The sequence below is a fragment of the Flavobacterium sp. HNIBRBA15423 genome, from assembly GCF_052655965.1.
The window spans coordinates 1432599-1445850 of sequence record NZ_CP199751.1 but is presented as its reverse complement, the minus strand read 5'-3'; the positions used below and the strand labels follow the sequence as shown (position 1 = coordinate 1445850).

Here is a 13252-nt window from a genome sequence, read left to right as displayed (position 1 = left end):
AAACGAAGATTATAAATAGTACTAATTAATCATTTTATTGCACAAAAGTGATAAGTAACCATTTTTAATAAAATTAATCCCATTAAATTGCCAAATAATCAATAATAAAGAAAATGTATTTTAGATGAAATATATTTTAAACTAAAACCTACAATACTTATCTTTGCGCTTTAAAAATCGATAGAAAATGCGTATTTCATACAATTGGTTAAAACAATTTATAAAAATAGACTGGAAATCAGAAGAAACGGCTGCTTTACTAACCGATCTAGGTTTAGAAGTAGAAGGTATAGATAAATTTGAAAGCTTAAAAGGTGGCCTAGAAGGCATCGTTGTAGGACATGTTCTTACTTGTGAAAAACATCCAGATGCCGACAAATTAAAAGTGACTACTGTAGATTTAGGTGATGGTAATCCTCCAGTACAAATTGTTTGTGGTGCTCCAAACGTAGCAGCTGGTCAAAAAGTACCTGTAGCAACAATAGGTACAAAATTGTATGATAAAGAAGGGAATGCTTTCGAAATTAAAAAAGGAAAAATTCGTGGACAAGAAAGTCATGGAATGATTTGTGCAGAAGACGAACTAGGTTTAGGTGAAAGCCATGATGGTATTCTAATTTTGGATGAAACATTAAAACCAGGAACACTTGGAAAAACAGTTTTCAATATAGAAACAGATGAAGTTTTTGAAATTGGGTTAACACCTAATCGTGCTGATGCAATGAGTCATTTTGGTGTGGCTAGAGATTTAAAAGCTGGATTAGTTCAAAAAGAGAAAAACATAGAATTAATTACACCATCTGTAAGTAATTTTAAAATTGATAAACGTACACTAAAAATAGATGTAGTTGTAGAAAATGAAAAATTAGCACCTCGCTATTGTGGAGTTACTATTTCTGGAATTTCTGTCAAACCATCTCCCACTTGGCTACAAAACAGACTAAAAGCTATTGGTTTAACACCAAAAAATAATGTAGTAGATGTTACTAATTACGTTTTACATGAATTAGGTCAACCCTTACATGCTTTTGATGCCAATAAAATAAAAGGAAATAAAGTGGTTGTAAGAACTGTTGCAGCTGGAACAAAATTTACTACTCTAGATGATGTAGAAAGAACGCTAGATGCTGAGGACCTAATGATCTGTCATGCAGAAGGACCAATGTGTATTGCAGGTGTTTTTGGTGGAAAAGATTCTGGTGTTACCGAAGATACTACAGCTATATTTTTAGAAAGTGCATACTTTAATCCAGTTTCTATTAGAAAAACTGCAAAACGTCATGCTCTAAATACAGATGCTTCTTTCCGATTTGAAAGAGGTATCGATTCTACTATTACACAATATGCTTTAAAAAGAGCTGCTTTATTAATTCAAGAAGTAGCAGGTGGAGAAGTTACATCAGATATTGCAGATGTTTTTCCAAAAAAAATAGAAGATTTTCAAGTATTCTTAAATTTTGAAAAAGTAACCAAAGTAATTGGTGAAGAATTACCTAAAGAAACTATCAAGAAAATTTTAGTTGCTTTAGATATTAAAATTAATAATGTAACAGAAGCTGGAATTGGTTTATCCATACCTTCTTACAGAGTAGATGTACAAAGAGAAATAGATGTAATTGAAGAAATACTTAGAGTGTATGGCTACAATAATATTAATTTTACAGAAAAATTAAATGCAACCATCTCAAATTCATCTCGAACTGAAGAATATAAAGTACAGAATATTGTAGCAAATCAATTATGTTCATTAGGTTTTAATGAAATGATGGCTAATTCATTAACCACTCCTGATTATATTAAATTATCACAAAATTTAAAAGAAGAATTTAATGTAGTAATGTTAAATCCTTTAAGCAATGATTTGTCAGTTATGAGACAATCGATGTTGTTTTCTGGTCTAGAATCAATTTCTTTCAATATCAATAGAAAAAGAAGCGATTTAAAATTATATGAATTCGGTAAAACGTATCACAAATTACCTTCTGGTTATGAAGAAAACAAACATTTAACTTTATTCCAAACTGGAAATAGAAGTGATGAAAATTGGACTCAAAGTCAGCAAAAGTCGGATTTCTTTTTATTTAAAGGCTATATTAATAGTGTTCTTTCTAGAATTGGTTTAGATGCCAAAGTTTCAAATTTACCTATTGAAAGCGATATTTTTGCTGAAGGACTTAGTTTTGCTATTGGTAAAGAAATAATCATCGAATTTGGAACCATTAAAAAATCGATTTTAAAACATTTTGACATCAAGCAAGAAGTTTTATTTGCAGATTTTAATTGGGGTAAAATCCAAAAATATGTATCTAATAAAATAAAATTTACTGATATTCCTAAATATCCAGAAGTTAGACGTGATTTAGCTCTATTACTAGATGATACAACAACTTTTGAAGAAGTATATAAAATTGCTAAACAAACCGAAAAGAAATTATTAAAAGACATTAATCTTTTTGATGTATACCAAGGTAAAAACTTACCAGAAGGAAAAAAATCGTATGCAATTAGTTTCATTATTCAAGATGAGAACAAAACTTTGAATGACAAAGAAATTGAGAAAATAATGAACAAATTACAAACTAATTTTGAAAGTCAATTAGGAGCTAGTTTGAGATAACGTTCAGTTTTTAGAAAGCAAGCTAAAAACACTTTATATATATAAAAAACTCGTTTAGAAATTCTAAACGAGTTTTTATGATTTATTTTATTAAAGATTATTTAGACCATTCAGCAATACTATCCTTATTCATTTTTTCATAATCAGAATTACCTGCTTTTTTAGCACCTTCTAAAGATGATTTTGCAGTAGCAATTGCTCCCTTTTTATCACCTGTTTTAGCTTGGATTAAAGATTTTAATCTTAAGTACCAAAATGGAACATCTCTATCAGAAGGCGTTAATTCGATAGCTTTATTAACCCATGTTAAAGCTTTATTCATATCATTATTTGACTGATAAAAATATTGAGCTGCAGAAAAATAATCACCATAAGAAGGTCCAGCAAGTGCTTTTTCAATACTAGCCATTGCAACTTCATTAGTTGGCACTGTAAAAGGAACAGAAACCATAGTTCTTTCCCAAGCTAAATCTAAAGAAGCTGAATCATTAGTTACGTTATTAATTGAAATAGTAAAAGACTCAACAGATCCCATTAAAGTTTGCGGCTTTACAGATGTTCTTAAAGCAACTTTAGATTCATCCCAATTCTCAGGTAAACCCCAATTATCTGTTGATGCATAGAAAATAACGTCCCAACTGTCTGCTTTTGGAGTAGTATATAAAGCATATTTTCCTCTCTTTAATTCTTTACCATTTACTTTTATATCTTGATCAAAAGAAATAGTAGTATTAGCATTTGCTCCAGTTCTCCAATTTTTACCATATGGAACTAAATCTCCATAAACTGTTCTTCCTTTTGCTCCTGGTCTTGAATATTCAATTTGAACATTAGCTAAACCAACAACTTGCTCAACCTTTGCAGCTGGACTAGCTTGAGGAGTCTTAACTTGTGCCTGAACTGACAAAGTTACCACCGTTAATAATGCTGTAAAAAATAACTTTTTCATCTTTAATTTTATTAATTTGTGTTATAAATAAGATTTTTACGAAATTACTAAAAAACGAAGATGAATATGTTAAGCTATTCCTAAAATTAAAATAATTTTGTTTAATATTTTTGTACATTTGTTAAACAAAATAGTTTTATGAAAATCTACACCCTTAATTCTAAGCAAAATTTACCCATTAGTATTGATGATGCATGGGAATTTTTATCAAATCCTAAAAATCTAAAAACAATTACTCCTGACTACATGGGTTTCAATATTTTATCTGGAGCAGACAAACCTATGTTTTCTGGACAAATTATTCAATATATAGTAACTCCTATTTTTGGTATACCAACAAAATGGGTTACCGAAATTACACATGTGCATGATAAAAAATATTTTGTGGACGAACAACGTTTTGGGCCTTATTCACTTTGGCATCATAAACATTTTCTAAAAGAAATTCCAAATGGTGTTGAAATGGAAGATATTATTGATTATAAAATTCCAATGGGAATTCTTGGTCAGTTAGTTCATCCTATTTTGGTTAAACCCAAATTAAATGAAATTTTTGACTATAGAAGAAGAAAATTAATTGCGCTTTTTGGAGAATATAAATAATTATTTTTTAAAATTTTAAAGTATAAGTAACACTAAAAAATGAAGTCAATCTTTATGTTGCTTCTCGAACAGGAGAACATTTAGATAATTCTATTCACCATATACGGATAGTTAAAAATTGGTGTTAAAACAATTTTTAACTTTTAAACAATCTTGAATACTTAAGCAATAAAAAATGAACATATTTTGGTTTAGAAGAGATTTACGAACAAAGGATAATGCAGGTCTTTTTCATGCTTTAAATAATGATGAAAAAGTATTACCCATTTTTATTTTTGATAATTCTATTCTAAATGAATTAAAAAAAAATGATGCAAGAGTAAATTTCATTCACAATCAATTAGTAATAATTAATAATGAATTACAAAAATACGAGAAATCTTTAGCTATATTTTATGGTAAGCCAAAAGATATCTTTGAAAAATTATTAAGAGAGAATAAAGTAAATACTGTTTTTACCAATCACGATTATGAACCTTATGCAAGAAAAAGAGACAAAGAAGTCTATCAAATTTTTAAGGAAAATAATATCAATTTTAAAACTTCAAAAGATCAAGTTGTTTTTGAAAAAAATGAAGTAGTTAAAGAAGATGGAACTCCTTATGTAGTTTACACTCCTTTTTCTAGAAAATGGAAAGAAACTTTAAAAAATTCAATAATTCCTTATTACAATTCAGAAGAAAAATTAGACAACATTGCTTCACATTCCTACCCCTTTCTAAGTTTAGAAAATATTGGTTTTAAGCCAACAAACATTAGTTTTCCGAAATCTACAGTTTCCGAAAAACTAATGGAAAATTATGAAGCAACTAGAAACTTTCCGGCTATAAATGGAACCTCAATGCTTGGTGTTTACTTACGTTTTGGAGCAATTTCTGTTAGAGAAATGGTTAAAAACGCCTTGACAGTAAAAAATGAAATTTTTTTGAACGAACTTATTTGGAGGGAATTTTTTATGCAAATACTATGGCATTTTCCTCATACCGTGAAAGAAAGTTTTAAACCAAAATATGATGCTATTGTTTGGAATAATAATAAAGTATTGTTTAAAAAATGGTGTGAAGGCAAAACAGGTTATCCTTTTGTAGATGCAGGAATGCGCGAATTAAACGCAACAGGACATATGCATAATCGTGTGCGAATGATTGTAGCGAGTTTTTTATGCAAACACTTATTAATCGATTGGCGTTGGGGCGAGACTTATTTTGCTCAGAAACTATTAGATTACGAACAAGCGAGTAATGTAGGTAATTGGCAATGGGCTGCAGGTTCTGGTGTAGATGCAGCTCCTTATTTTAGAATTTTTAATCCAACCGAACAAATTAAAAAGTTTGATAAAGACTTGAAATACATAAAAAAATGGATTCCGGAACTAGAAACTTCAAAATATCCAAAACCTATTGTAGATCATAAAGAAGCAAGAGAGAGATGCTTGAAAACTTACAAGCAAGCTGTTGGATAATCTAAAATATTTTACAATGAAATCTTAGTTTTTTAAATTAGTAATTATTTCAGCATTAATTTCTGAAAAATCATTAATAATAGTATCTGCAAGAGATAAATCTTGATTTTTAGAATTTTCACTGTTGTAACCAATACAATAAATTCCTGCTCCTTTTGCAGCAATTACCCCATTAGTACTATCTTCAATCACAATACAATTCTCTTTTGGATGAACAGACAAACTAGCTGCGTGTTCAAAAATAGCAGGATGTGGTTTTGATTTAGGAAAATCTTCACCTGAGACTTTATGTGAAAAATATTGATGCAAATTAAAACGAGTAAAAACTCTATCAATGGTACTATTAGAAGCAGATGAAGCAACAATTAACTGAATATCATTGGTAAACAAATCTTTAATCAACTCTTCTACTCCATTTATCAAAAACAAATCGGGCTTAGAATCAAAAGCATCATTAAAAAGAAATCTTTTTCTTAAAATTAAATCTTCAACATCTTCATCCAAACTAAATAAAGCTTTTAATTTTTGAAAAACATTTCGGGTAGAATTCCCTGTAAAACTTGAATAAATCTCATCTGAAACAGTAATATTTAATTCTTTAAAGTGTTGTTTGTAAGCATAATGATGAACAGGTTCTGTATCTACAATAACACCATCCATGTCAAAAATTACTGTTTGAATCATCTTTTTCTTTTTTTTGCAAAAATAGCATATAAAATTTTCTTTACCCACTAGATTAAACCATTTTAATTATCTTTAGTCTTATGAATAAATTAATTTAAAATTGCAAGACGAAAAAGTATTCATTGAACGCTTACTTAATCCTAAAACGCAGCAAGAATCGTTTAGGGAATTATTACATTTGTATCAAAAACCATTATATAACCATATTCGAAATATTGTTTTAAATCATGATGATACTGATGATGTTTTGCAAAATACATTTCTCAAAATTTTTCAAAATATTTCTAAATTTAAAGGTGAAAGCAAATTATTTTCTTGGATTTATAGAATTGCAACTAATGAAGCTTTGACATTTTTACAACAAAAAGCTAAAAAAACAGGAATAAGCAGTGAAGAAGTACAACAAAATGCTTTGAATAAACTGGAAAGTGATGTTTTTTTTGATGGAGATGAAATCCAATTAAAATTACAAAAAGCCATTGCCATTTTACCCGAAAAACAACAATTAGTCTTTAAAATGAAGTACTTTGAAGAATTAAAATATGAAGAAATATCAGAAATTGTGACTACTTCTGTAGGAGCTTTAAAAGCTAACTATCATTTAGCTGTAAAGAAAATAGAAGAATATTTAAAAACGAATTAAACCATTTACAAAAATTATTGTCTTACTAAATATGAAAGATTTTAACTTAAATACTAAACCTAAAATAAAAACTGGATTTCAAGTTCCAGACCATTATTTTGAGCAATTTGAAGCCAAAATGATGGAACAATTGCCTAAAAAAGAGGTAAAAGTAATTTCTCTATTTCATAAAAAACAAGTTTGGATTTCAAGTATCGCAGCCATTTTATTGGTGATGATTGCTATACCCATTTATTTTAATATGGCAAAAACCAATACGCTTGAAACAGCAACCTTAGAAACTTACTTAATAAGTGAATATTCAACCTATGACATTGTAGATAAATTAACCAATGAAGATATTATGGCTTTAGAAAATGATTTATCCTTAAATGATGATGCTGTTGAAGCTTATTTATTAGATACACAAAACATTGACTACTATTTAAATCAATAACAATGAGAAAAAAAATAACCCTATTACTAATTTTTATAGTTAGTCTTTCCTTTGCACAAGGTGGCATGAGAGAGAAAAAAGAAAAGATAAAAGCACTTAAAATAGCTTATATTACAGAGCAATTAGAACTCACAAGTGATGAAGCACAAAAATTTTGGCCCGTTTACAATGCGTTCGATGACAAACAATTTGAACTCAAACACAATAAAATGAAAGTCATTGTAAACCAATTTGAAAATGGTGGAATTGATAAGCTTACTGAAAAAGAAGCTTCCGAATTGATTACAAAAATGGATGATTATGAAGACGAAATGCATACCCTAAAAAAGAAATATCTCAAAGATTTACTCAAAGTTTTACCTGCCAAAAAAGTAATTAAACTAAAAAAAGCAGAAGACGAGTTCAACAGAAAACTTTTACGAGAATTTAGAGGAAGAAAAAATTAAAAAAAAAGCACTGAAAAAGGTGCTTTTTTTGTTTTAGACTAATTTTACATTAAAATTATTTGCTAAAAAAAAGCAAATACTAATTATTTTTTGGAATAAATTATTATTTTTGATTGCTCTCATTTCTAAAAATAATGAAAATACAACTAATTCTCTCACTATACATCTTTATTAATTTCCCTCTTTTTTCACAAAGACTATTAAAGGAAAAATTATTCTAAAGAATCCTTCCTATAAAGAATTAGTACTAAAGGATACAAAAATATTTTTGAAGACTGATTTTCATTCTGATATAAAAATTGATAGCACAACAATTGATAAAAATCTTAGCTTTTCCTTTGAAAATATTGTAAGAGACAGTGTTTCTCTCTCAATCGAACCTAGGAACTATTCAATAAACACTTCTTATATTCTAAAATTAAAAAACAAAAAGGTAGTTAATTTAAAAATAGAGTATAATCCTGTTTGTGAGTACTCAAAAACAGATAGTATTTGTCCAAAATGCAAAAAAATAGACAAAGTAGTTCCTATAGCATACGGTTTAATCTTTTAAAAAAAATCTAATGCTGATAAAGTAAAATTAGGTGGTTGTGTAATAAGTGATTGTGATCCTCATTGGCATTGTAAAAGGGATGATTTGGATTTCTAAAACAACTAAACCTATAGCAACTTGAAAAATAAGTTATATTATAAAATCAACTAATACTCAAATCGCAACTCCACCACTCTATTTCTTCCCGCCGCATAAGCTAGTGAATCATTTTGAAAGCGAATGGTGTATAAATCTTTGTCGTTTAGCATTTTTTGCCAATTCTTTCCGCTATCACTGGAATAATGAAGTCCAGTTCCTCCTACACAAACTAAGGCTTTTCCTTTACTGTTTGGTACAAATTGTACGCAAGAAGCATAGCCAAAACCATTGTTTTGTCCAACTAGTTTCCAAGTTTTGCCTCCATCTTTTGTAATAGCTTTGTTATTTACATTTTCTTCTTGCTTTTCATAATCACCACCAGCAATAAATCCTATATTTTCATCATAAAAATCGGCTGTAAAAATACCTGTCATGGCTTTCCCTTGTACAATAGGTGTTTCATACACTTGCCAAGTATTTCCTCTATCTTCACTCACAAAACAGCGTGATTTTTTTCCTCCTGAAACAATTATTATTTTGTTGTTTCTTAACATTAAATTAGTATTACTTGCCGCAAAAGCAGCTTCTCCTTCTTCTACTTTTGGCAATTTTTCACAAGGTATTTTTTGCCAAGAATTTCCTCCATCATTAGTAATAATAATATTTAAACAATCTAAAACTGGGTCACCCATAGCTACTCCAAAAGTAGTATCAAGAAATTGCATACTATCATAAAACACTTTTTCATTTTCTTCTTGGTAAACCAGTTTCACTACCTTCTTATCATTAGAAATCTTATATAACAAAGCAGGATTAGCAACACTTAATACAAAAATAGCCTCTTTCGTTTTTGCAATACTTCTAAATTCGGGATGCAAGGAATCTTTACCTATTCTTCCTCTAAACATTTTTTGAGTAACCAAATCAATAGCTCCATACTTTCCATCATTTCCTGCAAACCACAATTGATTGCTATCTAATACAATCGCTCTGACACTGATAGAATCATTGTGAATCTCATTTACTTGTATAGCCGTAAATGATTTCAAAGGTTTTTCAGCACACGAACTCAATAGCATTGGTAAACAAAAAAGAAGTAGTATTTTTTTCATTTTAGAAGTATTTGAGTACGAATTTACAACATATTTTAGAATTAGTTCTTATATGATAATTATCATTTTTACCCAACTTGGCTATGCTTACTTTTGAATAAATTTTGCACAATGAGTTTAATTCAAAAATATAATGTTCCTGGACCAAGATATACCAGTTATCCTACTGTTCCATATTGGGAAGAAGATTTATTTTCGATAAACCAATGGAAAACATCTCTTATTCAGTCATTTATTGCGTCAAATACAACAGAAGGTATTAGTTTATACATTCATTTGCCTTTTTGCGAAAGTCTATGCACCTTTTGTGGTTGCAACAAACGAATTACTAAGCGACATGATGTGGAAAGTCCGTATATAAAAGCAGTCTTAAAAGAATGGGATTTATATTGTGAACTATTACCTCAACGCCCAAAAATCAAGGAGATTCATTTAGGTGGTGGCACACCCACTTTTTTTTCTCCAGCAAATTTAACAACTTTATTTAATGGTCTTTTCGTCAATGCTGACAAAGCTGATGATTATGAATTTAGTTTTGAAGGTCATCCAAATAATACTACTCATGAGCATTTGCAAACTTTGTATGATTTAGGATTCAGAAGAGTTAGTTTTGGAGTGCAAGATTATGCTGAAAAAGTGCAAAAAGCGATTCATAGAAACCAATCATTTCATAACGTTGCTAAAGTAACATTTTGGGCAAGGGAAATTGGTTATACCTCAATAGGGCATGATTTAATTTTTGGTTTGCCTTTTCAAACCTTAGAGGATGTTTTAGATACAATTGCAAAGACGAATTCGCTCCAGCCAGATAGAATAGCATTTTACAGTTATGCACATGTACCTTGGATAAAAGGTAATGGACAAAGAGGTTTTAAAGACGACGATTTGCCTAAAGATGATGTAAAGCGTGAATTGTATGAAAAAGGAAAAATAGAGCTTCTAAAACGCAATTATATCGAAATAGGCATGGATCATTTTGCGTTAAAAACCGATACTTTGACCAAAGCTTTTGAAAACGCAAACCTACATCGCAATTTTATGGGTTATACTTCCTCTAAAACAGATGTGATGATTGGTTTAGGAGTTTCAGCAATTAGTGATTCTTGGAGTGCTTTTGCCCAAAATGAAAAGACTTTAGAAGACTATTATGCAAAATTAGCTCAAGACCAATTGCCTATTTTTAGAGGACATATTTTGAATACTGAAGATTTAGTAATTAGAAGACATATCCTAAATTTAATGTGCCAATTTCAAACTTCTTGGAACGATTCTACTACTTATTTCCCTGAAATTGAAACTATTTTACCCAATCTTGAGGAGATGAAAAAAGATGGTTTATTAGAATTTGGAAACCAATCGATACAAGTAACCGAAAAAGGGAAACCATTTGTACGTAACATTTGCATGGCTTTTGATTTGCGATTAAAACGAAAAGCACCACAGACACAGTTGTTTTCTATGACGATTTAGATTTTTGGGAGCAGAAACCAAGTCATTCAGTTGAAAATCTCACCTGCTATCCACTATATCTTTTCTTTTTTTCTTTAAAAAAAGAAAAGGATGTCGTTCCTATCAGGGCTAAATTAGACGTTTTTCATTTTTAGACACCCTTTACATCAGAATAAAACTCCTATTTTTAGATACTCAAGTGGTCGTTTTAGGTCTTTAACCTAAACTTTTACGTTGGGTAACCTAAAATTTTAAGTCCGAGACTTAAAACGACCAGTTTCAGAGATAAAATTTTAGGTTTTCATCCTATTTTTAATAGAAAACAAACTTTTTGGAACACTCTTCTACTATTATTTTTAACAATAAAGAGCAAAAAGGTATATTTACTGTATCCTTTATAGAAGACAGATTTAATAAATTTTATTGTTTCAAATTGCTTTGAAAATAAAAAACAACCCTAAGGTTGTTTTTCTATTTTCAATAACTGTTCTATTCTGGTGGACAATATGATTGACCTCCAGGAATAGTACAGCACCAAATACCAGATTGAGCCATTTGCCCCCAAAAACCTCCCATTGCGTCACAACTTTCCTTAGTTTTCCATCCACCATTAATTTTTTTTTGTTCTTCTTTACTTAGGCATACACCTATTTTTTTTAATTCTTTCATAAAAAAATGTTTTTAATTATTTGTTTGACAGTCACTAATTTACAATTTTAATTTTAAAAATTAAAAAAAATATTTCTAATGACAATTTGCTTCCGCTTGAACAAAAAGACTAGTTGTTCCTGGAGAAATGTAAGGAATATCTAAACCTAAACCTCTTATAATAAATAATATTCCTATAAAAACGGCAATAATAGGAATCATTTTTTGTATGGTATTTCGAATAGGATTTGTTAGTAAATTGGAGATAATTACTACTAAACTCATCATTGGAACAGTTCCTAAACCAAAAAGTAGCATATACAAAATACTATATTCAATGTTTGGCATAGCCAATGCTCCGAATAAGGCAACATAGACCATTCCACAAGGCAAATAACCATTTAACAAACCAATGGTGAAAAAGGATTTGTAACTTCTATTTTTAAATTGTTTCCCTAGATTTGATTTTACTTTTGAAATAACGCTATAAACGGGTTTTGAAAAATTATATCGGGCTAAAGTTTTTTCTGGAACCAATGCTATAATAATCATGATTATCCCAACAACTATAGACAATTGTTGTTGCATTCCTGCCAAGAAAAAACCTTTACCCAATATCCCAAAAACTAAACCTAAAGAACTATAAGCGAATAATCTGCCGAAATGATAGACGACTAATTGTGTAATTTTCTTTGCTTCATTATTTCTATCAACTGGTAACATCATAGCAATAGGTCCACACATTCCGATGCAGTGAAAACTACTAATTAATCCAAAGATGATAGCCGTGTAAAGCATGTTATTTAATGTATAGTGTCTTGTTGTATAATGTATATTGAAATGGTGTCTAGAAATTTAGAATGTTCTATTTTAGCCCCGATTGTAACGGCATCCTTTTCTTTTTTCTTTAAAAAAAGAAAAGATATAGTGAAAAGCGGGTGTGATTTTCTACTAAAGAACTGTTTTGTGCTCCTAAAATCTCCCTAATAACTAGTCACTAAGTACTAATCACTAAATTAATAATAAATCGATTGCTTGTTTCTATATGAAACTCCTTGATATTGCCATTCAATAGTAATGTCCCAAAGACCGCCCACCAAATTACTTTTAGGTATGAGCAAATGTGAAGAAGATAATGAAATTTGCATTTCAGTATCTAATTTCTGGTTAGACGGTCTGTATAGGGACACTTTACCTTTAATAGCTTTATAATCAAAGTCTTTTGGAAAAGAAATTTCGATTCCATCTTCCACTTTTTCCATTTCTATTTTGTGTATCAATGCATTAGCATTGGAAGCTCTATCAATATTCCCTTGAACTTTAAGTTCTTGTTGGTAATAATCTTCTGTTACTAATTCGTTATCGTATTTTGAATTAGATTGTACTTTAAAAACAAAGAACAATATAAAAGTCATAAACAATCCAAAAGCGATTACTATTCCTGTTCCCCAATTTATTTTCATCTTTTTTTGCATTACGAGAAGCGAAATAATCGCATCCTCAATTAAATTATTTTCAGTTTCTATTTTTGATTCAAACTTTTTTAAATAACATTAAACCTTTAAACTAAAA

14 protein-coding genes are annotated in these 13252 nt (G+C 29.5%); 8 read left to right on the top strand and 6 right to left on the bottom strand.

The genetic code is table 11. The features are described from left to right. Positions 1-187 precede the first annotated feature (187 nt). The gene (pheT, locus tag ACULEV_RS06410) at positions 188-2617 is read left to right on the top strand and encodes a phenylalanine--tRNA ligase subunit beta (RefSeq protein WP_445457842.1); all 2430 of its coding nucleotides are present in this window, start codon (positions 188-190) and stop codon (positions 2615-2617) included. A 97-nt stretch (positions 2618-2714) separates the two neighbouring features. Here the strand turns inward: pheT and ACULEV_RS06405 are convergent, their stop codons facing one another. Then, on the bottom strand, positions 2715-3566 hold the full coding sequence (locus ACULEV_RS06405) for a DUF2911 domain-containing protein (protein WP_445457841.1): 852 nt from the start codon (positions 3564-3566) through the stop codon (positions 2715-2717). Positions 3567-3704: 138 nt separating this feature from the next. On the opposite strand from ACULEV_RS06405, the gene ACULEV_RS06400 reads away from it, so the two are divergent. Further along, complete coding sequence (locus ACULEV_RS06400; RefSeq protein ID WP_445457840.1) at positions 3705-4169, top strand: SRPBCC family protein; 465 nt, start codon at positions 3705-3707, stop codon at positions 4167-4169. Between the two features lie 175 nt (positions 4170-4344). Next, positions 4345-5631, top strand: a complete 1287-nt coding sequence (locus ACULEV_RS06395; protein ID WP_445457839.1) for a cryptochrome/photolyase family protein — start codon at positions 4345-4347, stop codon at positions 5629-5631. 24 nt (positions 5632-5655) lie between these two features. Here the strand turns inward: ACULEV_RS06395 and ACULEV_RS06390 are convergent, their stop codons facing one another. Then, positions 5656-6315, bottom strand: a complete 660-nt coding sequence (locus tag ACULEV_RS06390; RefSeq protein WP_445457838.1) for an HAD family hydrolase — start codon at positions 6313-6315, stop codon at positions 5656-5658. A gap of 100 nt (positions 6316-6415) precedes the next feature. Here ACULEV_RS06390 and ACULEV_RS06385 point away from each other — a divergent pair, with 100 nt between their 5' ends. The 4 genes from ACULEV_RS06385 (at position 6416) to ACULEV_RS06370 (ending at position 8393) form a co-directional block, all read left to right on the top strand. Next, positions 6416-6958, top strand: coding sequence for an RNA polymerase sigma factor (locus ACULEV_RS06385; RefSeq protein WP_445457837.1), 543 nt, complete (start codon positions 6416-6418; stop codon positions 6956-6958). Between the two features lie 31 nt (positions 6959-6989). Continuing rightward, the gene (locus ACULEV_RS06380) at positions 6990-7394 is read left to right on the top strand and encodes a hypothetical protein (protein ID WP_445457836.1); all 405 of its coding nucleotides are present in this window, start codon (positions 6990-6992) and stop codon (positions 7392-7394) included. A gap of 2 nt (positions 7395-7396) precedes the next feature. Continuing rightward, complete coding sequence (locus ACULEV_RS06375; RefSeq protein ID WP_445457835.1) at positions 7397-7840, top strand: sensor of ECF-type sigma factor; 444 nt, start codon at positions 7397-7399, stop codon at positions 7838-7840. Positions 7841-8108: 268 nt separating this feature from the next. Continuing rightward, on the top strand, positions 8109-8393 hold the full coding sequence (locus ACULEV_RS06370; RefSeq protein ID WP_445457834.1) for a hypothetical protein: 285 nt from the start codon (positions 8109-8111) through the stop codon (positions 8391-8393). Between the two features lie 146 nt (positions 8394-8539). Here the strand turns inward: ACULEV_RS06370 and ACULEV_RS06365 are convergent, their stop codons facing one another. After that, positions 8540-9583, bottom strand: a complete 1044-nt coding sequence (locus ACULEV_RS06365; protein WP_445457833.1) for a VPS10 domain-containing protein — start codon at positions 9581-9583, stop codon at positions 8540-8542. A 111-nt stretch (positions 9584-9694) separates the two neighbouring features. Between ACULEV_RS06365 and hemN the strand changes: the two genes are divergently transcribed. Further along, on the top strand, positions 9695-11053 hold the full coding sequence (hemN, locus tag ACULEV_RS06360) for an oxygen-independent coproporphyrinogen III oxidase (protein WP_445457832.1): 1359 nt from the start codon (positions 9695-9697) through the stop codon (positions 11051-11053). Between the two features lie 468 nt (positions 11054-11521). Here hemN and ACULEV_RS06355 read toward each other — a convergent pair whose 3' ends face one another. From ACULEV_RS06355 to ACULEV_RS06345, 3 genes are all read right to left on the bottom strand, one after another. Continuing rightward, positions 11522-11701, bottom strand: a complete 180-nt coding sequence (locus tag ACULEV_RS06355) for a hypothetical protein (RefSeq protein WP_445457831.1) — start codon at positions 11699-11701, stop codon at positions 11522-11524. A gap of 75 nt (positions 11702-11776) precedes the next feature. Next, entirely contained in the window at positions 11777-12478 is a 702-nt protein-coding gene (locus ACULEV_RS06350) for a sulfite exporter TauE/SafE family protein (RefSeq protein ID WP_445457830.1), read from the bottom strand. A gap of 218 nt (positions 12479-12696) precedes the next feature. Further along, on the bottom strand, positions 12697-13143 hold the full coding sequence (locus ACULEV_RS06345) for a FixH family protein (RefSeq protein WP_445457829.1): 447 nt from the start codon (positions 13141-13143) through the stop codon (positions 12697-12699). Positions 13144-13252: the final 109 nt, after the last annotated feature.